The sequence below is a fragment of the Nocardia exalbida NBRC 100660 genome, from assembly GCF_000308575.1.
In the GTDB taxonomy this organism is placed as follows: Bacteria; Actinomycetota; Actinomycetes; order Mycobacteriales; family Mycobacteriaceae; genus Nocardia; species Nocardia exalbida.
Genome location: NZ_BAFZ01000002.1, coordinates 258026 through 279551 on the forward strand (window position 1 = coordinate 258026; position 21526 = coordinate 279551).

Below are 21526 nucleotides of genomic sequence, written 5' to 3' on the forward strand. Positions count from 1 at the left end.
GGCGAGCCTCGCCCCGCATTTCAGGCGGGACGGGGCTCGCGTCCTTTTCCGACCGCCCTCGGAAAAGCGAAGCCCCGTCCACGCGATCACGCGGACGGGGCTTCGCTGATTTTCAGTTGGCGTTCGTTCGCGAATTACTTCGGCGCGTTGAACGGCTGGTTGATGGTGCTGAAGTACTGGATCGCAGCACCGATCGCGACCGGAGCGGTGACCAGCAGCTGGCCCGCGAGGGTGCCGAGGGCGCCGACGGCGATGATGCCGCCGAGGCAGCCGATGGCGGCGGCCGGGATGAACGCGCCGAACAGGCCGATGATGGCCGCCGAGGCGACGGTGGCGCCGGCGATGCCGCCGAGCACGCAGCCCACTGCGGCGCCGCTGAGGCCGCCGACCAGGGTGCCGATGGTGGCGCCGGTCGAGATGGTGTCCTTCATGCGGTTGAAGGCGGCCGTCTCACGGTCGTACTCGGTCTTCCACGGCGCCTTGTCCTCGAAGGGGAGGGCGACCGGCTTGTAGGTCGCGTGCGCCATGTCGAACTGGGGGGTAAGGGTGGCGGTGCGGTCCGCGATCTCGGCAGCGATCGGGAACTCGAAGTCGTCGACCCGGAAGGTCAGCGGCATGCCGGTCAGCACGTCGCCGTTGGCGGCCTTGACCTTGAAGGTGCCATCCTCGACGACCATGGAACCGGCATCGGTCGTGATGATGGACTGGGTGTCGGTCGCGTGGGCGGTGAAGTTCACCGCGCCATCGGCCTCGGGGGCCGGAGCCGCGTTCACGGTGCCGGCGGTGACGCCGAGAGCGGCGATCAGCAGTGCCGACGTCGCGGCGAATTTCCTCATCAGCATTTTGTTTCGAACCTCGATTGGAACGTTCGGAGGGGACTAGACGAGCAAAATCTAGACCAGCTAACGCGTGGTGAACCGCTTGTGACTGTTTATTCAAATTTTGTTCACCATCGAGACCCATGGCTCGGTGGGGTCCCGGAAATGTGGGCGCTGACCGGGGTTTTCCGTAACAAAACAACCCAATAGTTCCATTCGCTGGGAAGTCAATGAGACGAACGTCACAGTTCGAAATACTGGAGTGGCCCTCGGCCGCACCGGGTTTCGAGTCCTTCGCCGGTTCGGCGCGGCCCCACGTACAGTCATGGGGTGCGATTGCTCGTCACCGGCGGCGCCGGGTTCATCGGCGCGAACTTCGTCCAGCAGACCGTGTCCGACCACCCGGATGCGACCGTCGTCGTCCTCGACGCCTTGACCTACGCCGGGAACCGGGCCTCGCTCGATCCGGTGGCCGACCGCATCCGCTTCGTGCACGGTGACATCGCCGACCTCGATCTGGTCGACGAACTGGTCGGTGGTGTCGACGCGGTGGTGCACTTCGCCGCGGAATCACACAACGACAACTCCCTCGCCGAGCCGTGGCCGTTCGTGCAGACGAATATCGTCGGCACCTATGCCCTGCTGCAAGCCGTGCGCAGGCACGACGTGCGCTACCACCACGTGTCGACCGACGAGGTCTACGGCGACCTGGCCCCCGACGATCCGGCCTTCACCGAGACCACGCCGTACAACCCGTCCAGCCCCTACTCGGCCACCAAGGCCTCCAGCGATCTGCTGGTGCGCGCGTGGACCCGTTCGTTCGGCGTGCGCGCCACCATCTCCAACTGCAGTAACAACTACGGGCCCTACCAGCACGTGGAGAAATTCATCCCGCGCCAGATCACCAACTTGATCGATGGGGTGCGTCCCCGGCTCTACGGAGCGGGACACCAGGTGCGCGACTGGATTCACGTCGAGGACCACAACCGCGCCGTGTGGGAGATCCTGCGCCACGGCCGGATCGGGCAGACCTACCTGATCGGCGCCGACGGCCAACTCGACAACAAATCCGTGGTGCGGATGATCCTCGCCGAGTTCGACCGCGATCCCGACGATTTCGATCACGTCACCGACCGGCCCGGCCACGACCAGCGCTACGCGATCGACGCGACGTTGCTGCGTTCCGAACTCGGTTGGCGGCCCCGCTACGCGGACTTCCGCGCCGGCCTCGCGGCGACCATCCGGTGGTATCGGGACAACGAATCCTGGTGGCGCCCATACAAGGCGGCCACCGAGCAGGCCTACACCGCGGCGGGGGAGCGGACACTCAGCGCGACGGGCGACTGAAACGACAACGGCCGCCCCGGGGATCAGCCCCGAGGCGCCGTGATCGACGCTCAGCCCCAGACGATGGTGTAGTACTTCGCCGCCGCGGCGATCAGCGCGACACTGGACGCCACCAGCACGGTGACGGCCGGGCCCACCGACGGCGTCTTGCCCGTCGAATCGGTGAGCCGCAGCGGCATCCAGCGCAGCAGCACCGCGAGCGTCACGATCGCCAGCGGCACGAAGTAGCGGCCCTGCACGCCATCGATGATGTAGTAGCCGACCGGCGTGAACGACATGTACAGCGTCACGTAGATCATCGCGACGCTGGCGGCCATGGTGAGCGCGACGATCATGGTGCGGCGGAAGGCCGGTGCGGTCATCCGTTCGGCGATGCCGAGACTCACCGCGAACGCCAGCAGACAGGCCAGCATCGACAGGGCGGGCACGTCGACGTAGGCGAAGCCGAGTTCGCCGAAGAACTGGCTGAACCAGCGCTGGTCGCGCAGCGCGATGCTCTCGCCGAACACGTGCACGAATTCCGGTGGGTCGCGCAGGATGCCGCTGAGCTGATCGCCGGGACGCACCGAATGCCACTGGTGCGGCGGCCGCATCAGGCCCATCCCGTCCCCGGTCGGCGCCGCGATCTTCATCCACACCGCGAAGGCGAGCGCGCCGAGCGCGGCGAAGATCCACGGGATCCCGCGCCGCGGGCCGCTGAAACCGAACCGCTCGGCGGGCACCAAGGCCACCAGCAATGCCAGCAGCACATAGGTGGGCTTGCTCACCGGCAGCAGGATCGTCGCGGCCAGCAGCGCGCCGATCTCCACCCGGCCCAGTCGCTCGCCGAGGAACAGGGCCTTCACCAGCAGCGCGGAGACCAGGATGGCCAGCGCGTTGGTCATGGTGTCGGCGGTGACCGTGCCCGCCTGGAACACCGCGATCGGCAGCACGGCGACGGTGAACGCCAGCCACTGCACCCGGTGCGCGCGCAAGGCGTAGAGGCCGAACCCGACCACCGCGAGGTAGGCCACCAGTCCGGCCAGGCGGGTGAGCAGCAGCAGGCCGCCCACGTCGAGCCCGAAGAGTTCGCCGAGGCGGATGCCGATGGCGGCGGGAATGTAGGGGACCGGCGAGTAAGCGGCGGTGTTGGTGAACCAGACCGGTTCGGTGGCGTCCGACACCGCGGCGCTCGTCAACCGGTCGTAGCGGGCCGGATCGCCCACCATCGGGTCCGGCTCGTCCGGGTTGGTGGTGTAGTCCTGCAACGCGTAGCCCATCAGCGCGGTGATGCTGGACGGGATGTCGCCGCCGTAGGCGATGCCGCGATCGTCGTGGATCTGCTGAGGCAGGAAACCGCCGTGCGCGACCTGGTAGGCGCGGCCGAACTGGGTGATCTCGTCATGACCCCAGAACGGCGGGGTGAGGACGGTGAACAGCGCGCCGAAGATCGTCGCCAGCAGGGTGAAGGCGATCGTCGCTCCGCCCAGCCGGGTCACCATGCGGCCCGCGAAGCCTTGCGGGCCCCGGTCCGTGCCGGGAGCGGCCTCCGCCTCGGCGTCGACGGCGGGTAGCGGCGCGGTGTCGGTCGCGGGTAGTGGTGCGGTGTCCGTCGACTCGTCCAGATCCTTGTCCGGCGTCGAGGTGGGATCCGCCTTGGTCGTCAACGCCCGGCTCCGGCGTCACGGGCGGCGGCGCCTGCGCCGGTGATCCGCGGGTCGTCCGCGCCCACCGCGGTGTAGCGCAGGTAGACCAGGCGCGCGGCCTCGTGACGGGAGCGGCGGATGCCGTCGAGGATGAGGCCCGCCGTCCAGGCGAGGCTGCCCAGCAGCAGCAGGGTGAAGGCGAGGAACAGCGTCGGGAACCGGGGCACCGTGTGGGTGTTGTAGAACTCGACGATTATCGGAATGGTCAGCACGATCGAGACCAGCCAGCTCAACGTGCCGAACAGGCCGTAGAACGCCACCGGCCGCTCGTGCCGGGCCAGCCCGATGATCAGGGCGAGGATCTTGAACCCGTCGTGATAGGTGCGCAGCTTGCTCTCGCTGCCCGCCGGACGATCGCGGAAGCCGACCGGCACCGCTGTCTGCGGCACCCGCAGGTGCAGCGAATGCACGGTGAGTTCGGTCTCGATCTCGAACTCCCGGGACACCGCGGGGAAGCTCTTCACGAAACGGCGGGAGAACACCCGGAAGCCGGAGAGCATGTCCTCGACGTTCTCCCCGAACACCTTCCCGACCACGCCGTTGAGCACCCTGTTGCCGGTCTCGTGGCCCGCGCGGTAGGCCGAGGCGCCCTCGTCCTGCTTACGCACGCCGAGCACGTGATCGTAGGGGCCGTCCAGCAGCGTCTTGATCATCAGCGGCGCGGCCGACGCCTCGTAGGTGTCGTCGCCGTCGACCATCAGGTACACGTCGGCCTCGATGTCGGCGAAGGCGCGGCGCACCACATTGCCCTTGCCCTTGGTGTGCTCGTGCCGCACGATCGCTCCGGCCTCCCGGGCGCGTTCGGCGGTGGCGTCCGTACTCAGATTGTCGTAGACGTAGACGACGATCCCCGGCACGGCGGCCTGCAGATCGGCCACGACCTTGGCGACCGAGGCCTCTTCGTTGTGACACGGAACCACGGCGGCAATACGGAGCTCGGTGGAGTCCACCCGGGTCAATCCTCGCGATCGGTGGTGAATGTGGGAACACGGGGAGGGTACAGGGAACTCACAGCTCGTGCGTGGCCGACCTCACCGTGCGCGGGAGCCGATTTTCCCCTCGCGGGCGGTTGCCCGAGGCTGCGGTACCGTCGGGCCGTGCCATCCAGTGAGTCCACCGCACCCGCGGGCCAGCCAGTGACGCCGGAGACCGCGACGGTCGTGCGGAAGGTGCTCACCGCGCTGCGCAGAGGCGGGGCGTTCCTGGTGGTCGGCGCGATCGGCTTCCTGGTGGACGCGGGCACGTACAACCTCCTGGTCTTCTGGGGCGGCGAGGGCGTGCTGTATCACTACCCGCTTCCGGCCAAGATCATCGCGATCGCGGTGGCGACGGTGGTGACCTATTTCGGCAACAAATGGTGGACTTTCGCGCACAAGCAAACCGACAATCCCGGACGCGAGTACCTCCTGTACGCCGTGTTCAACGTCGTCGCGATCGGCCTGCAACTGGGCTGTCTCGGCTTCTCCCGCTACGTGCTCGACCTGTCCAGCCCGCTGTCGGACAACATCTCCGGTACGTTGATCGGGCAGATCGTGGCCGTGGTGTTCCGGTTCTGGGCTTACGACAAATTCGTCTTCACCGGGGCGCGGGCGGGCACGAGCGGCGCTACCGACAACGAATCGGCGAACGTTTAGCAATGGTTCGAGCACACGTCGGCATGGCTGTACGGCGGGCAAGCGCACAGGGCGGTTGATATCCTCACCCCCGCCGTGAGGCATCGAGGGGCGTGTCTGTCCCGTCCGGCACAATGAGAAATTTCGAGGATTTCATGGATCAGTCGGCTATCGAGGCCGTTACCGAAACAAACGATCGCTCGACGGCCGCTGAGGCGCCTGCCGCGCTGCGCGCCGACCATCGGGCGCCGGACCGGCTCGTGCTCCAGCGCGGCATCTTCACCGGTCCGTCGGCGAAGGTGAGCGACGAGCTGTATGCCGTCGTGAAAGGCGGCGCGCACCGGGAACGCCAGACCCTGCGGTTGGACAAGGGCGCGACCGCGCACACGAACACCTATTTCGGCCGGTTCGCCGCCAGCTACTGGCAGCGCTGGACCACGGTCACCGAAGTGCGGGCGACCATGGTGCTCGAAGTGGTCGCGAAGGCGAGAATCCGGCTGGTGGCCTCCGACATCGCGGGGCATCGCCGGATCATCGACACCGCGCGGGTCGACGCGAGCGGTTCGGTCACGCTGACCGCCCCGCTCGACCAGTACGTCGACGGCGGCGCGCTGTGGCTGGAGTTCGACGCCATCGGCGGCGCGCTCGGCATCGCGGAGCTGAGCTGGACCGCCGTGGCGCCGGAGCGTGTTCGCCCGGTCGCCATCGCGATCTGCACCTTCAACCGCGCGGCCGACTGCGCCGAGACGGTCGCGGCGCTCGCCTCCGACCCGACCGTGATCGCCGCGATCGACGCGGTGTACGTGGTCGACCAGGGCACCGATCTGGTCGAGAACCGGCCGCGCTACCAGGAGGTCGCACCGGTCCTCGGCGAGAAGCTGCGCTACCTGCGCCAGCCGAACCTCGGCGGCGCCGGCGGCTTCACCCGCGGGCTCTACGAGGTGTCGGCGGTCAACGAGCACGCCGATGTCATCCTGATGGACGACGACATCCTGTGCGAGCCGGAGACGGTGCTGCGGCTGAACGCGTTCGCCAACCTGACGGTCGAGCCGACCCTGGTCGGCGCGCAGATGCTGTTCCTGCTCAACCCCGACTACCTCAACGTCGGCGCGGAGGAGGTGCACCTGAACCGGCTGCGGCACGGCCAGAAGGTGCCGAAGGCGCTGCGCAACACCAGCATGCTGAAGAAGAACCAGGAGCGCCGCGTCGACGCGGGCTACAACGCCTGGTGGACCTGCCTGATCCCGGCCGAGGTGGTCGCGAAGATCGGGCTGCCGATCCCGATCTTCTTCCAGTGGGACGACGTGGAATACGGCGTCCGGGCGCGCGAGCACGGTTTCGTCACCGTCACGCTGCCCAACGCCGCGGTCTGGCACGCGGACTTCTACTGGAAGGACTACGACGACTGGGCGCGCTACTTCAGCACCCGCAACTCGCTGATCGTCGGCTCGATGCACACGGAGCTGGACGGTAAGGAGATAAGCCGCAAGCTGTTCCGGGAGATGTCCGAGCAGCTGGTCGCGATGCAGTACGGCCTGGTGCACACCACGTTGCAGGGCATCGAGGACTTCCTGAAGGGCCCGAAGGTGCTGCGGGACGGCGGTATCGAAGCGCTGGCCGCCGCGCGCACGAGCCGGGCGGATTACGCCGAGACGATCAAGCACCCGGCCGCGACGCCGCCGGTGCGCTCGGCCGACATCCAATTGCGCCGTGCCGGTGGCGAACCCAGTCGCGTGCTGCTGGTGCTGATCAAGCGCGCGATCAATCAGTGGCTCGGCCGTACCCAGCACGGCATCATCGGCGTCACCAGGGAAGACGCCTACTGGTGGCATGTCTCGCTGTTCGACCACGTAGTGGTCACCGACGCCTCGCAGTCCGGCGTCCGGGTGCGCAGGCGCGACAAGGCCCGCGCGCTTCAGCTGCTGCGCCGCATGGTGCGTGTGCTGCGTCGTCTGCGCCGGGAGCTGCCCGCCTTGCAGGCGCAGTACCGCGCCGCCATGCCGGAACTGACCAGCCGGGAGAACTGGGAGCGGCTGTACGGGATCGAGGGGCCCGCCACTCCTCGCAAGTAGGCCGGAGACCGGGCGCCCCCGAAGCCGCGAACGGCCTCGGGGGCACCCGGCACTATTCACGAAACCGGTTGCCGCGCGAGCGTTCTCGTCGCGGCAGCCGCCGAGTCAGAGAAAGAGATCTGTGGTGAGTTCGCCGTCGCCCGGGGTGACGCGGTACTTGTCCAGATCGGTGATGCCGTGCGCGGCCAGAACCTCGTCATCGATGAAGAAGTTGCCGCTGGTCTCCTTGCCGGGCGAGGTGAGCACCAGGTAGGCGGCGTCGGCGTAGATGTCGGGGGTGCGCGAAGTGGAGACCATCTCCTCGCCGCCGAGCAGGTTCTTCACCGCGGCCGTCGCGATGGTGGTGCGCGGCCACAGCGAGTTGACGCCGATGCCGTCGCCCTTGAGTTCCTCGGCCAGGCCCAGCGTGGTCAGCGACATGCCGTACTTGGCGATGGTGTAGCCCAGCGACGCGCCCGCCCATTTGGGGTCGAGGTTCAGCGGCGGCGACAGGGTGAGGATGTGCGGGTTGCGCCCGGCCTTCGCCGATTCGCGCAGATGCGGGATGCTCAGCTTGGACAGCAGGAAACTGCCCCGGCAGTTGATGTCCTGCATCAGGTCGTACTTCTTCATCGGCAGCGCGTCCGTGGGGGACAGGTCGATCGCCGAGGCGTTGTTCACCACGATGTCGATGCCGCCGAAGCGCTCGACCGTCCGGCGCACCGCCTCGGCCACCGACTCGTCGATGCGGACGTCGCCCACGAACGGCAGCACCTGGCCGCCCGCCGCCTCGAGTTCCGCGGCGGCGGTGTGGATCGTGCCGGGCAGTTTCGGATGCGGCTGATCGGTCTTCGCGATCAGGGTGATGTTGGCGCCGTCCGCCGCGGCCCGCTTGGCGATCTCCAGCCCGATGCCGCGGCTGCCGCCGGACATGATCATCGTGCGGCCCGCCAGCGGCTTTGATCCCGATTCCGTCATCTGACCTGCTCCTTCGTTTCCGCCGCGAGCACCGGCCCGAGGCTGTACGCGCTTGCAGACTAAGCGTAAACCTCGTCCTTATGCAACCAGTTGCATAGGGTGTGCGAAGAGAGGGCGCCGGCGTGCCGGCGCCCTCCGGCCACGGCTCAGATCGTGGCGATGAGCACGATGTTCAGCAGGAACATCAGTCCGACCAGGGCCCAGACGATGTAGAGGAACAGCATGCCCGGCGCCTTCTGCGGAACCGGTCCGATCGCGCCGTTGAGGAAGATCACAACCGGCGGCTTGTAGTAGAACCGCGCGGCCTGTCCCTCCGCGATCGGCACGGTGACATTCGCCGGACCCATGTCGAACAACCACGGAGTGGCGACCCGGACGTGGTACTGGCCCGGCCCGACCGGGATGTGGTTCGCGCCCCATCGGGTGTTGGGCACCCGCTGGCCGTTGACCAGGATCTTCGGCTTGGTCAGCGCGAGCAGGAACGTCCAGATCGAGTACGAGGCATCGATGGTGATGCCCGGCGGGTCGGCGGGTTGGCCGTAACCCTGCTGCGGTGCGAACTGCTGCGGCTGCCCGTACGGTTGCGGCTGCCCGAACTGCTGCGGCTGCCCATACGGCTGTGGCTGACCGTATTGCGGTGCGGGCTGGCCGAATTGCGGTTGCCCGTACGGCGGCTGCCCGGCCTGCGGCTGGGCGAGATGCGGTTGGCTCGGATGCTGCCCCGGAGGCGGCGCGTACTGCGCGGGCGCCTGCGGCGGGTACTGCCCGACGGGCGGTTGCTGACCGAACGCCGGCTGCCCAGGCCATGAACCGGGCTGCTGGCCGTGTGGCGGATACCCGCCGGGATGACTCATCTATCCCTCCCAGATAGCGAACGATGCGAGGGGCACCCTACCGTGCCCCCCGCTCGGTCAGCGTCGCGAGTTCCGCTCCCGGAACATCTTGCGGTGCTGCTTGGTGATGTCTCGCCAGGCCCGCTCGCGCTCGGCTTGCAGCCGTTTGTCGGTGCGCGCCCGCATCCACTCGTTCTCTCGCGCCAGCTTGTTGTAGCTGTCGAGCCTGCGCTGGGTGAGCTCGCCGCTGTCGATCGCCTCCCGCACCGCGCACCCCGGTTCGCCGCGGTGCGCGCAATCGCCGAAACGGCAGCGGACGGCGAAGGATTCGATGTCACTGAAGGTCTTCTCGATGCCTTCGGTGGCGTCCCACAGCCCGATGCCGCGCAGCCCCGGCGTATCGATCAGGGTGCCGCCGCCGGGCAGCGGGCGCAGTTCCCGGTGCACCGTGGTGTGCCTGCCTTTCTTGTCCGCGTCGCGGACCGTGTTGGTGGCGAAGATCTCCGCGCCGAGCAGCGCGTTGGCGAGGGTCGACTTCCCAGCGCCGGAGGGTCCGAGCAGTGCGACGGTGCCGTCGAGCATCGCGGTGAGCACATCGAGCCCCGAGCCCGTGTTCGCGCTCACCTCGAGCACAGCGGCGCCCGGCGCGACGGCGCGCACCTCGCCGAGCGGGAGGTCGTCGGCCGCGTCGGCCTTGGTGAGCAGCACGATGGGCTGGGCGTTGCTCTCCCAGGCCAGCGCGAGCATGCGTTCGATGCGACCGAGGTCCACATCGCCGTCGGCGGCGGTGCAGATCAGGACGGTGTCGACATTGGCGGCGAGCACCTGGCCCTGCGACCGGCCGGAAACCGACGACCGCACGATCGCCGATCGGCGCGGCAGCAACCGCCGCACGGCCGACGTGGCGTCGACGGTCACCCAATCACCGGTGCACAGCCCGCTGACCTCGGAATCCGAGCGCGGGCAGCGGGCGCGGGCGAGCCCGTTCGGTGTGGCCACATCGCATTCACTGCGATCCATGCGGATCACCCGCGCGGGCACACAATCGTCCTCGATCATCGAGGAGTATCGGGCGGAAACGGCTTCGGTCCAGCCGTAAGGGACGAGAAGGTCGTGGTCGACCATGATGGAAAGGAATCCTTCGTCGGGCGCCGAACCCGACCAGGGTTCAGCGAGCGGAGAATGAGGTGGAGTCTCGTGTGGCGGCGCGACTGAGATCAGCTCGCCCGGACACGACAATCCGCACGTTCCTCGTCACGGTCCACACCTCCTTCCGCTCTCGCAGTCGACCCACTCTCGCACCCGGCCCCCGCCCGGCACAACCGAATTTCCGACGTCCCCGGGTCACGCACCGCCGACGGCGCGACCCGCGGCGGATCAGTCGGGTTTGCCGAACTGCTCGTGGCGGCCGAGGGAGCGAAGGTGGAACCATTCGCGCAGGCCGGCGGGGTCACGGCGGGTGACCAGGAAGAACCAGGAGAAGCGAACCCATTCCTGGGGAAGCAGTTTCCGCATACCCGGCTGGGACATCAGATAGCCGCGGTTGCGGTAGGTGAAGTAACGCTTCACCGGATCGTCCGGGTACTGCGTGTGCATCCGGCCGCCGAGGATCGGCTTGAACTCGGACGCGCCGTTGGGATGCAGATACGCCGTCTGCAGGCAGGTGCCGAACGGCAGTCCGGAGCGCACCAGCCTGCGATGCACCTCGACCTCGTCGCCGCGCACGAACAGGCGCAGGTCCGGCACGCCGATCACGTCGACCGCCTGCGCGGAGATCAGCGCGCCGTTGAACAGCGAGGCGATGCCGGGCAGGAAATCCTCGTCGCCGAGTTCCGAGCGCAGCCTGCGCCAGACCACGCCGCGGCGCAGCGGGAAGGCGAGACGGTCGGGCTCATCGATGTCGCAGACCACGGGCGAGACCTCGACCAGGCCGTGCCGCTTCGCGCAGTCCAGCAGAGTGGACAGCACATCCGGGCCTTCGGGCCTGCCGTCGTCGTCGGCGAGCCACACCCAGTCCGCGCCCATGCTCAGCGCGTGCAGCATGCCGAGCGCGAACCCGCCCGCGCCGCCGAGGTTGTGCGCCGAGCCCAGGTAGGTGGATTCCACCGGCTGGTCGCGCACCAGATCGGCGACCTCCGCCTCGTTGCCGTTGTCGATCACGATCAGGTGATCCACCGGCCGGGACTGGGACGCGACGACTTTCAGCGACTCGGCGAGCAGTTCACGGCGCTTGTGCGTGACCACGACCGCCACGATGCGCTGCGGCGAATCCGAGCCCGCCGCAGCGGATTTCGCCGGGAGCGGGGCGTCGGGGGCGTCGGCCTCCTCCGGCGCGGAGCCGATCCGGGCCTGCGCCCCTTCGTCGATCGGGGTGTCCTGCCCGGTCGGCTCACTCATGCTGCGGCCTTTCCGGCAGGAGCGGGGCCCTGCGTGGTTACGCTTCGCTGCCGCCTCCGGGCCTGACCGCTCATGCCTTGTTCCGCTCCAATTCTCGTTCGTTAGTCACGGCCCGTTCGGCTTCCATTTCGCGCAGCACGGTCGCGACGTGATTCCCCGCGTCCGGGCCCTCATAGGCTCGCACCACTTCTTCGATGCCGCCGCGCAAGCGGATCTGGCCGTGGTCGATCCACAGCGCCGTATCGCACAGCTGCGCGAGGAATTCGTTGGAATGGCTGGCGAAAACCAGGATGCCGGAACGAGCTACCAAGGACTGCAACCGCAGCCGGGCCTTCTTCATGAATTCCGCGTCGACGGCGCCGATACCCTCGTCCAGCAGCAGGATCTCCGGATCGATCGAGGTGACCACGCCCATCGCCAGGCGCACCCGCATACCGGTGGAATAGGTGCGCAGCGGCATGGACAGGTATTCGCCGAGCTCGGTGAAATCCGCGATCTCATCGATCTTCGCCAGCATCTGCTTACGCGTCTGCCCGAGGAACAGGCCGCGGATGATGATGTTCTCGTAGCCGGAGATCTCCGGATCCATGCCGACGCCGAGGTCGAACACCGGCGCCACCCGCCCGCGGATGCGCGCACTGCCGCGCGACGGTTCGTAGATACCGGAAAGCAGGCGCAGCAGCGTCGACTTACCCGCGCCGTTGTGCCCGACCAGGCCGACCCGGTCGCCTTCCTTCAACGAGAGATTGATCTCCCGGAGGGCTTCGACCACGACGACATCGGACTGATTGCGCCCGATCGCGCCGCCCGCTTTACCGAGGAACGCTTTTTTCAACGACCGCGATTTGGCGTCGAAGATCGGGAATTCGACCCACGCCTCCTGGGTCTCGATACTCACACGACTCATCGGGGGCGCTCCTATACCCAGTACGGTACGCGCGAACGGTACTGCTTCATGGCGAAGATCGCCACGATCCAGCCGACCAGGGTGATCGTGCCGACGATCACCCAGTGCCGCAGCTCCTGCGGCTCGCCGAGCAACGGCGCCCGGACGATTTCGAGATAGTGGAACGTCGGCACGAGTTCGGCCAGTTTCGCGCGGTCGCCGGTGCCGATCTGCGATTGCAGGGTCTTGGTCGTCCACATGACCGGCGTCAGCACGAACAGCATCAGCGTGGTGCTGCCGAGAATCGGCGCGATATCGCGGTAGCGGGTGCTGAAGATGCCGAACACGATCGACACCCACATGGAATTCAGGAAGATCAGCGCGATCGCCGGGATCGCCATCAGGCTGGCCACCCCGAGGTGTCGCCAGACGCCGAACGCGGCGAGCATCACCAGGTAGATGACCATGTTGTGGGCGAAGAACAGCAGCTGCCGCCAGACCATCCGGTAGACGTGCACGCTGAGCGCGGAAGGAAGCTGCTTGATCAGGCCCTCGTTGGCGATGAAGACCTCCGAGCCCTCCAGGATGCTCGCGCTGATCACGTTCCAGATGATCAGCCCGACCGTCACGTACGGCAGGTACTCGCGCAGCGGCTGGCCGAGCAGCGCCGCGTACAGCACACCCATCGCCACGGCCTGCAAGCCGGTGGCGATGGTGATCCAGAACGGGCCGAGCACCGAGCGGCGGTAGCGCTGCTTGATGTCCTGCCAGCCCAGCGACAGCCACAGCTCGCGCTGCGCGAACCCGCCCGCGAAATCCTGGAACGCGCGCCGGAACGTCTGAGAGTCCGGCACGATCTTCGCCTCGGTGGCTCCCGCGTGCAACGTCTCCGTCTCCGGGGTGGCCGCGCTCACCGGACGCTCCTGCGAGTCGTCGCCGGACGGCGCCGTGTGCTCGGGCGAGGTGTCATCTGAACGCGCTTGGTCATCGGAACCAACTGAGCTCTCTTCAGGACGCACCGCACTCGGGTCGGAGACCGAGTCGGAGCGAGCGGCAGCGGCGGGCACGGTGCACGAGACTACCCTTGCGGCCTCGCGCCACCGAGTGGCACACGCTCACAGGTACTGGCCGGACCCGCCGGTGACGTGACTCGCCTGGCCGCCGCGCGGGTCGACGGTCTGGATGCCGGGCGGCAACGCGCCCTGCCGCATCTGTTCGAGCTGGGCGCGCGCGGCCATCTGCTGGGCGAACAGCGCGGTCTGGATGCCGTGGAACAGGCCCTCCAGCCAGCCGACAAGCTGAGCCTGCGCGATCCGCAGCTCGGCGTCGGACGGCACGGCGTCCTCGGTGAACGGCAGTGTGAGCCGCTCGAGTTCCTCCCGCAGCTCGGGGGCGAGCCCCTGCTCCAGCTCCCGCACCGAGGACTTGTGGATCTGCTTGAGTCGATTGCGGCTGGCGTCGTCCAGCGGAGCCGCGCGCACCTCCTCGAGCAGTTGCTTGATCATGGTGCCGATCCGCATGACCTTCGCGGGCTGCTCGACCATGTCGGCGAGCGATTCGCCGGAGTCGTCCCGGTCGTCCGACTTGTCCTTATTATCGTCGTCGGTCACGACCTGAGCGGTGAAGGGCGCTTCCGATCCGGCTACCGCCGGAATGGCCAGGGGCCTGCCGTCGGGTCCGACAACGACGATGTGGTCCGGTGCCTCGTCCGAGTACGTCATGGTCCCTATCATGTCGTGTTCGGTCCGAACGCGCTAAGCCGGTGCTCCCGGGCCGCGCTCGCGGCATGGTTCGGCGCGCGCCGCCGGTCCACGCCGCCGCGCGAGGTCGGCGTTCTATTCTGTTCGGGTCGTGTGGTTCGGATTTGTCGAAAGTCGGTCGCCATGCTGAGTCCCAGGTTGCTGTGCTCCCGCCACGATGTGGAGGGGAACGCGGTTACACAGGCTCGTCCGCTGCCCTTAGAGTGGCCAGCATGACTTACGACGTCGCGAGGGTTCGGGGCCTGATACCGTCCCTGGGCGACGGCTGGATCCACCTCGACCCGCAAGCGGGCATGCTGGTTCCGGACGCGGTATCCCGCGCCGTGTCAACGGGTTTCCGAACCTCCTCCTTCTCACATATCGGCCGCAACGGCGCCGCGGTGCGCAGTGCGGCGATTCTGGACGCGGCCCGCGAGGCCGTGGCGGACCTCGTCGGCGGCGACCCGGCGGGTGTCGTACTCGGCCCCGACCGCGCGGTCCTGCTGGCCTGGCTCGCCGAATCGCTGAGCTCTCGCCTCGGCCTCGGCACCGGCATCGTGCTCTCCCGGCTGGACGACGAGGCCAACGTCGCGCCGTGGCTGCGCATCGCCAACCGGTACGGCGCGCACGTGCGCTGGGCCGAGGTGGAGATCGAGACCTGCGAGATGCCGTCCTGGCAGTTCGAGGAACTGATCGGGCCCACAGCGCGGCTGGTCGCGCTCACCGCCGCCTCGCCGATCGTCGGCTCCGCGCCCGCCGTGCGGGTGGCCGCGGACCGGGTGCACGAAGTGGGCGGCCTGCTGGTGGCCGACGCGTTCGGCGCCGCGCCGTACGCGCTGATCGATATCGACGAACTGAACGCCGACGTCGTCGCGCTGAGCGCACCGGCATGGGGCGGTCCGCAGATCGGCGCGCTGGTCTTCCGCGACCCGGCCTTCCTGGACCGGATTCCGTCCATGTCCTTGAACCCCTACGCCAAGGGCGCCGAGCGGCTCGAGGTCGGCGGCCACCAGTACGCGCTGCTGGCGGGCCTGACCACCTCCATCGACTTCCTGGCCGGGCTGGACGAGCGGGCGCGCGGCACCCGGCGCGAGCGCCTGGAGATGTCGATCACCTCGTTGCAGGACTACCACGACCAGCTGTTCGAGCACTTGATGAGCGTGCTCGACTCGATCCCCGGTCTTACCGTGATCGGCCGCGCGTCCACCCGCATCCCCACGGTCAGCTTCACGCTCGGCGGCATGCAGGCGGAGAAGGTCGCGGCGAAGCTCGCCGACAACCGGATCGGCACGGTGAGCGGGGTGCACGGCGGCAGCAGGCTGCTGGACGCGCTCGGCGTCAACGACGAAGGCGGCGCGGTGACCATCGGCCTCGCGCCCTACACCACCAAGTTCGAGATCGACCAGCTCGGCAGGGCCCTGCTGGCGCTGGAGTGAGCGGCGCTCACAGCTCCCGTACCCGCAGCACCACCTTGCCGAACACCTCGCCGGAGTCCAGCAGTCGGTGCGCTTCGGCGGCCTCCTCGAGCGGCAGTTCGGCGGCGATGACCGGCGCCACCGTGCCGTCGGCGACCAGCGGCCACAGCTGCCTGCGTACCTCGCCCACGATCTCGGCTTTGCTGCCGACGCCGGTCGCGGGCCGCGCGCGCACGTTGTTGGCGTGTACGGTGCCCCACTTGCGCAACAGGACACCCAGGTTCAGCTCGGCGGACACGCCGCCCTGCATGCCGATGACCACGAGGCGGCCGTGCTCGGCCAGCGCGTCGACGTTCCGTCCCAGGTAGGCCGCGCCCATGTTGTCCAGGATGACGTCCGCGCCGATGCCGCCGGCGCTCGATCGCTGGGCGCGCACGACGGCGACGAAATCGTCCTCCTTGTAATTGATCAGTACGTCCGCCCCCAGCTCCGCGCAGCGCGCCAGCTTGTCCGCCGAGCCCGCGGTCACCGCCACACGCGCGCCGAGAGCTTTGGCGACCTGAATGGCATGCGTGCCGATCCCGCTGCCGCCACCGTGCACCAGCACCAGCTGATCGGCCCGCAGCCGCGCGGTCATCACCAGGTTCGACCACACGGTCGCCGCCACTTCGGGCAGCCCGGCCGCCGCACCCAGGTCCAGGGCGTCGGGAACCGGAAGCACCTGGGTCGCGGGCACCACGACCCGCTCGGCGTAACCGCCGCCGGACAGCAGCGCGCAGACTCGATCGCCGACCACCCACTCCCGCACTCCGTCGCCGAGTGCGGCGATCACACCGGAGCATTCGAGGCCGAGCAGCGGGCTGGCTCCCGGCGGGGGCGGGTAGTGGCCCTGACGCTGCAACAGATCGGCCCGGTTGACGCCCGCCGCGTCCACCTCGATCAGCACTTCGCCGTGTCCGGGCTCCGGATCCGGCACCTCCGACAAGGACATGACCTCGGGACCGCCGGAACCTTTCAGAACTATCGCGCGCACCGTGCCATAGTGCTCCGCCCGCGGCGGCGGTTGCACGCTGCCCCCTGCGCGGGGAGTCGGGAGGGAAACGTGCTGCGGAAACGCAATCCCGCGAGCGGCCTGCGGTGACCGGCGTCACGGACTACCGTTCCGGTGGTGAGTGGCGGCTTCATCGATTTCCAGAACGAGATCTACCTGGGCGGTCTGGGTGGCTCGACACCCGAACTGCCCATGACCGCAGCGGGTTTGGAGACGCTCGCGCGGGAGCGGCTCGATCCGGCCGCCTTCGCCTACGTGGCGGGCAGCGCGTCCGCGGAGCGCACCGCCGCGGCCAACCGGTCGGCCTTCGACCGCTATCGCATCCTGCCGCGAATGCTGCGCGGCTCCACCGGGCCCGGCGTCCGCGATCTGTCCGTCGAGGTGCTCGGCACGAAGCTGGCCGCGCCCGTGCTCACCGCGCCGATCGGCGTCCTCGAACTGCTGCACGAGGGCGGCGAGGTGATCGTCGCCGAGGTCACCAAGGAACTCGGCATCGGCACGGTGCTGTCCACCGCCGCCTCCTCGACCATCGAGGACGTCGGCGCCGCGGCCGGAGCGTGGTGGTATCAGCTGTACTGGCCCGCCGACGACGAACTGGCCTGCTCGTTCGTCCGGCGCGCCGAGCGTGCCGGGGCCTCGGCGATCGTGGTCACCGTGGACACCCCGACGCTGGGCTGGCGGCCGCGCGACCTGGAGCAGGCGCACCTGCCGTTCCTGCACGGCAAGGGCATCGCCAACTACCTGTCCGACCCGGTGTTCCGGGCCAAGCTGCCCGCCCCGCCGGAGGAGAGCGAGGATGCGATGCGAACGGCCATCCTCACCTGGGTCGGACTCTTCGGCAACCACACGCTGCGGCCCGCCGACCTCGCACGTCTGCGCGAGTGGACCGACCTCCCGATCGCGGTGAAGGGCATCCTGCATCCCGACGACGCGCGCCAGGTGGTGGACGCGGGCGCCGACGCGGTGGTGGTGAGCAATCACGGCGGCCGCCAGGTGGACGGCTCGATCGCGGCACTGGACGCATTGCCCGCGGTAGTGGCCACCATCGGCGACCGCGCCGACGTGCTGTTCGATTCCGGTCCGCGCACCGGTTCCGACGTGCTCATCGCCTTGGCCTTGGGCGCGAAGGCGGTGCTGTACGGACGGCCGTGGGCCTACGGACTCGGTCTCGCGGGCGCGGCGGGGGCCCGGCACGCGTTGCGGGCTCTGCTCGCCGATTTCGACTCCGCGCTGGGCCTCTCCGGGTGCACGAGCCCGGCCGCGGTGAACCGCGCCCTGCTGTCCACGGTGCGCTGACCTGCGATAGTTGCCCATTTCCGCAGTTAGCCGAGCATAGAATGGCCACCGTGCATCCCGAACCGAGCGGTCGCGTCGTGGCCGAGCCACGCTGGCTCACCCCGGCGCAGCAGCGCGCCTGGCGCGCCTACATGGACGGCCACCAGCGCCTGATGACGGCGTTGAATCGTCAGTTGCAGCGCGACAGCGACCTGTCCGTCGCCGAATACCGGATTCTGGTCCTGCTCTCGGAGGCCCCCGACCGCTCGCTGCGGATGAGCGAGCTGGCCGACGGCGTGCTGTCATCGCGCAGCAAGCTCACCCATCAGATCCGGCGGCTGGAGGCGCAGCAGATGGTCCGCCGCAACACCTGCCTGGAGGACGGTCGCGGCGTGCTCGCCGAACTCACCGACGAGGGCCTGCGCCGCCTGCAAGCCGCCGCGCCCGGCCACGTCGAAGCCGTCCGCCGCCACTTCATCGACCTGCTCGCCCCGGCCCAGCTCGAGGTGATCGGCGACGTCTTCGAACGCGTGGACGAGGAAATCGGTAAGCACTCCGGCTGAGCCGTCGGCTACGATCGGTTCCCTGGAGACGTGGCAGAGCGGCCGAATGCACTCGCCTTGAAAGCGAGCGTCGCGAGAGCGACCGGGGGTTCAAATCCCTCCGTCTCCGCTCCACTCGTCGCCGACCCATGCTCATGGAGTCATGAGCGGTTATCCCGCGGTGTCCGCGCTGAAATCCCGGCGGACGAAGTTCGGCCGGATGTCGAGATCGGGCGGGTCGTAGTAGCGGTGGAAGGTCGGCGTCAGCCCGGACGAGATCGGCGGGTTGATCCAGGACCAGTCGGTGGGGCAGGCGCGGCCCGCGGCTTCCTCGCGTTCGACGTGATCGCAGAACTGCTTGGCGACGGTGTGATGATCGACGATGTACACGCCCGCCTTGCGGAAGCTGTACAGCACCGCGCGATTCAGTTCGACCAGGGCCTGATCGCGCCAGAGGTTGCGCTCGGCCCTGGTGTCCAGGCACATCATCTCCGCGATCAGCGGGAGCATGTTGTAGCGGTTGGCGTCGCTGAGATTGCGCGCGCCGATCTCGGCGCCCATATACCAGCCGTTGAACGGCGCGAACGGATACGTCATGCCGCCGATCTCGAGATTCATGTTCGACACGGCGGGCAGCGCGTGCCAGCGCAGGCCGAGACCGGCGAACCACTCGAACTCGGGATGCTCGAGTTCCACCTCGCGTGTGAGCTCGGGCGGGATGTCGAACCAGCGAATCGGCTCGTCCGGCGTGCTGATCAGCAGCGGAAGGATGTCGAAAGGCGTTCCAGCGCCACGCCACCCGAGCTTCATGGCGAATTCGGTCAATTCGACATTCGCGGCGTCGCCGGTGACCGTGCCGTCCCCGTTGCGATAGCCCGCGTACCGGATGATCTGCGGGCTGACGATGCGGAACTCGCGCCCGTCCGCTTCCCGTGGCGGCCCGACGGTGATCATCGACTGGATGGCGCCGTTGTTGGTGGCCATGTGCAGATGCTGCCAGCAGATCTCGGCCAGATCGCGTGCCGAGCGCACCCGCCGGGCGTCGAGCAATTTCAGCGAGCGCCAGTGTTTGCGGCCCACACAGCGGGCGTGATTACGCCAGGCGAGTTTGGCTCCGATCAGGATCTCCTCGGCGGTCTGGAGATAGGAGCCGGTCTGTTCGAGCTGCTCCAGCGCGCTGCGCCGGCGCTGGGCGCTCAGGTGCGCCAATTCGGGCAGCCGGAAGAACTCGTCACACTCCCTCATCCGGCGTTCCAGATCGGCGCGGAAAGTCGCTGTGTCCGATTCGTTCTCGATCGAGGAGACGGGTGACATTGGATTCACGGTTTTCTCCGGTCGGGCATAGGTGCTGCGATGAAACAGGCGAGTCGAGCAGGAGAATTCGCGCGTGAGCGCAGCGGTACCGCTGGAGTCGCGTGGCGGCCCGCGAAGGCGCGCAGGACGGATGCCGTGAAATAGCTCTCGCCCGAACATCATTTCGATTCCGGACGGGCTTTCGCGAATGCGAACCGGGCGGCCGGTCCGCATACGCCGCCGAAACGCAGGGCGATGACCTCGGCGCCAGCGGTGTGGATACGCGATCATGCCCGTCCTGGTTCGAATTCCGAAAAGGCTCGGCGCTCAGCGTACGGCGGGTGTGCTGATGGTGTGCCGTGATTTGCTGGATTTGCTGGAGCTCCTGGACGGGGACCCGGATCCGACATGCCGAGTACCGTTGACCGGGTCTGCCTTTCCGAGGCTGGGCGGTTCGCTTCGGCACAGGCAAAAGGCCACTGCCGCATGCTGAGTGCGGTGTGTGTTCCTCGACATGGTGATGGCCCTCGGCCCACCCTCGACGTCTCTGGCAGGATGGTTCGCATGCTCTGTCGCCGCCGGGTGCGGCGTTGGCTTTCCAGCGCCCTGGTCAGTGCCGCACTCGTCTCCGGTGCGGTGTCGTTCGGTGCTCCCCAGGTCACGGCGGCGCCCGGTAACACGCCGCCGGTCAACACCGGGTCCGCGGACGGGCCGGGTCCGGCCGAACCGACCAGTAAACAGCCCTCGACGCCGCGGATCGAGCGCGTCGAACCGATCAACGATCGCTGGCTGCGGGTCTTCGTCGCCTCGCCCGCGATGAGCCGGGTGGTCGAGGTGCAGGTCCTTCTGCCGCGCGATCAGTCGCGTCCGCGCCCCACCGTGTACATGCTGGACGGGCGCAGTGCGAGCCCCGACAGCAACAACTGGACCGAACTCGGGCACGCCGACCGCTTCTACGCGGACAAGGACGTCAACGTCGTGCTCACCGTCGGCGGTCCGGCCAGCTTCTACACCGACTGGCAGCAGGCCGACCCGGTGCTCGGCACCAACAAGTGGGAGACGTTCCTCGCCAAGGAACTGCCCCCGCTGATCGACGCGAAGTTCGACGGCAACGGCACCAACGCGGTCATGGGGGTCTCGATGGGCGCGGAGGCCGCGATGATGCTCGCGTTCCGCCAGCCGACGCTCTACAAGGCGATCGCGGCGCACAGCGGCTGCTTCTCGATGGGCACCGATATCGGCCAGGCGCAGGCGCGCGCCGTGGTGGCCACCTACATGGGCGAGCCGGACAACATGTTCGGCAAGCAGGACGACCCGGCCTGGCTGGCGCACGACGTCACCCTGCACGCGGACGCGTTGCGCGGCAAGACGATCTATCTGTCCGTCGGCAGCGGCCTGCCCGGCGTGCACGACGTGCCCGGCACCCCGAACGTCGACCTGCCCAGCGCCATCACGTTCGGCGGCCCGCTGGAGGCCGCGACCAACGCCTGCACCCGGCGGCTCACCGACCGGCTGCGGTCGCTCGGCATCCCGATCACCGCGCACTTCCGTGCCACCGGCACGCACTCCTGGCCGTACTGGGAGGACGAACTCGCCCTCTCCT

The 21526-nt window shown here is 68.4% G+C and carries 19 protein-coding genes and 1 tRNA gene; 8 read left to right on the plus strand and 12 right to left on the minus strand.

What is annotated here, in order from left to right; genetic code table 11:
- Positions 1-134 precede the first annotated feature (134 nt).
- Positions 135-842, minus strand: coding sequence for a DUF8020 domain-containing protein (locus ON29_RS01645; RefSeq protein ID WP_040864277.1), 708 nt, complete (start codon positions 840-842; stop codon positions 135-137).
- 306 nt (positions 843-1148) lie between these two features.
- Here ON29_RS01645 and rfbB point away from each other — a divergent pair, with 306 nt between their 5' ends.
- Complete coding sequence (rfbB, locus tag ON29_RS01650) at positions 1149-2165, plus strand: dTDP-glucose 4,6-dehydratase (RefSeq protein ID WP_040864278.1); 1017 nt, start codon at positions 1149-1151, stop codon at positions 2163-2165.
- A gap of 50 nt (positions 2166-2215) precedes the next feature.
- Here rfbB and ON29_RS01655 read toward each other — a convergent pair whose 3' ends face one another.
- Both ON29_RS01655 and ON29_RS01660 read right to left on the minus strand, forming a co-directional pair.
- Positions 2216-3811, minus strand: a complete 1596-nt coding sequence (locus ON29_RS01655; RefSeq protein WP_245548782.1) for a DUF2142 domain-containing protein — start codon at positions 3809-3811, stop codon at positions 2216-2218.
- Positions 3808-4800 carry a glycosyltransferase gene (locus ON29_RS01660; protein WP_040864279.1) on the minus strand — a complete coding sequence of 331 codons (993 nt, stop codon included), beginning with the start codon at positions 4798-4800 and terminating at the stop codon, positions 3808-3810. Before ON29_RS01660 ends, ON29_RS01655 begins: the two co-directional genes overlap by 4 nt.
- A gap of 147 nt (positions 4801-4947) precedes the next feature.
- On the opposite strand from ON29_RS01660, the gene ON29_RS01665 reads away from it, so the two are divergent.
- Entirely contained in the window at positions 4948-5484 is a 537-nt protein-coding gene (locus tag ON29_RS01665) for a GtrA family protein (protein WP_085994808.1), read from the plus strand.
- A gap of 134 nt (positions 5485-5618) precedes the next feature.
- Positions 5619-7535 (plus strand): glycosyltransferase, encoded by a 1917-nt coding sequence (locus tag ON29_RS01670; RefSeq protein WP_040864343.1) that lies wholly within the window; start codon positions 5619-5621, stop codon positions 7533-7535.
- A gap of 105 nt (positions 7536-7640) precedes the next feature.
- Here ON29_RS01670 and ON29_RS01675 read toward each other — a convergent pair whose 3' ends face one another.
- The 7 genes from ON29_RS01675 to ON29_RS01705 form a co-directional block, all read right to left on the minus strand.
- Positions 7641-8492 carry an SDR family oxidoreductase gene (locus ON29_RS01675; protein ID WP_040864280.1) on the minus strand — a complete coding sequence of 284 codons (852 nt, stop codon included), beginning with the start codon at positions 8490-8492 and terminating at the stop codon, positions 7641-7643.
- Between the two features lie 146 nt (positions 8493-8638).
- Entirely contained in the window at positions 8639-9346 is a 708-nt protein-coding gene (locus tag ON29_RS36830; RefSeq protein ID WP_245548787.1) for a hypothetical protein, read from the minus strand.
- A 57-nt stretch (positions 9347-9403) separates the two neighbouring features.
- Positions 9404-10450 carry a ribosome small subunit-dependent GTPase A gene (gene rsgA, locus ON29_RS01685; protein ID WP_040864281.1) on the minus strand — a complete coding sequence of 349 codons (1047 nt, stop codon included), beginning with the start codon at positions 10448-10450 and terminating at the stop codon, positions 9404-9406.
- Positions 10451-10702: 252 nt separating this feature from the next.
- A complete protein-coding gene (gene glfT1 / locus ON29_RS01690) occupies positions 10703-11722 on the minus strand; it encodes a galactofuranosyltransferase GlfT1 (protein ID WP_245548788.1) in 1020 nt (339 codons plus the stop codon).
- A gap of 70 nt (positions 11723-11792) precedes the next feature.
- Positions 11793-12629 (minus strand): galactan export ABC transporter ATP-binding subunit Wzt/RfbE, encoded by an 837-nt coding sequence (wzt, locus tag ON29_RS01695; RefSeq protein WP_040864282.1) that lies wholly within the window; start codon positions 12627-12629, stop codon positions 11793-11795.
- An 11-nt stretch (positions 12630-12640) separates the two neighbouring features.
- Positions 12641-13522, minus strand: a complete 882-nt coding sequence (gene wzm, locus ON29_RS01700; protein WP_040864283.1) for a galactan export ABC transporter permease subunit Wzm/RfbD — start codon at positions 13520-13522, stop codon at positions 12641-12643.
- A 201-nt stretch (positions 13523-13723) separates the two neighbouring features.
- On the minus strand, positions 13724-14329 hold the full coding sequence (locus tag ON29_RS01705; RefSeq protein ID WP_040864284.1) for a bacterial proteasome activator family protein: 606 nt from the start codon (positions 14327-14329) through the stop codon (positions 13724-13726).
- A gap of 251 nt (positions 14330-14580) precedes the next feature.
- On the opposite strand from ON29_RS01705, the gene ON29_RS01710 reads away from it, so the two are divergent.
- Positions 14581-15783, plus strand: a complete 1203-nt coding sequence (locus ON29_RS01710) for a cysteine desulfurase-like protein (RefSeq protein WP_040864285.1) — start codon at positions 14581-14583, stop codon at positions 15781-15783.
- Between the two features lie 7 nt (positions 15784-15790).
- Here the strand turns inward: ON29_RS01710 and ON29_RS01715 are convergent, their stop codons facing one another.
- Positions 15791-16795 (minus strand): NAD(P)H-quinone oxidoreductase, encoded by a 1005-nt coding sequence (locus ON29_RS01715; RefSeq protein WP_040864346.1) that lies wholly within the window; start codon positions 16793-16795, stop codon positions 15791-15793.
- 135 nt (positions 16796-16930) lie between these two features.
- On the opposite strand from ON29_RS01715, the gene ON29_RS01720 reads away from it, so the two are divergent.
- The 3 genes from ON29_RS01720 (at position 16931) to ON29_RS01730 (ending at position 18760) form a co-directional block, all read left to right on the plus strand.
- On the plus strand, positions 16931-18109 hold the full coding sequence (locus ON29_RS01720) for an alpha-hydroxy-acid oxidizing protein (protein ID WP_040864347.1): 1179 nt from the start codon (positions 16931-16933) through the stop codon (positions 18107-18109).
- Between the two features lie 131 nt (positions 18110-18240).
- Positions 18241-18651: a MarR family winged helix-turn-helix transcriptional regulator gene (locus tag ON29_RS01725; protein ID WP_174371775.1), complete on the plus strand. Its 411-nt coding sequence runs from the start codon at positions 18241-18243 to the stop codon at positions 18649-18651.
- Between the two features lie 24 nt (positions 18652-18675).
- Positions 18676-18760, plus strand: a tRNA-Ser gene (locus ON29_RS01730).
- Between the two features lie 41 nt (positions 18761-18801).
- Here the strand turns inward: ON29_RS01730 and ON29_RS01735 are convergent.
- On the minus strand, positions 18802-19875 hold the full coding sequence (locus tag ON29_RS01735; RefSeq protein ID WP_083863180.1) for a nitric oxide synthase oxygenase: 1074 nt from the start codon (positions 19873-19875) through the stop codon (positions 18802-18804).
- A 612-nt stretch (positions 19876-20487) separates the two neighbouring features.
- Here ON29_RS01735 and ON29_RS01740 point away from each other — a divergent pair.
- The coding region (locus tag ON29_RS01740) for an alpha/beta hydrolase (RefSeq protein ID WP_040864287.1) at positions 20488-21526 on the plus strand (1039 nt) is incomplete at its 3' end.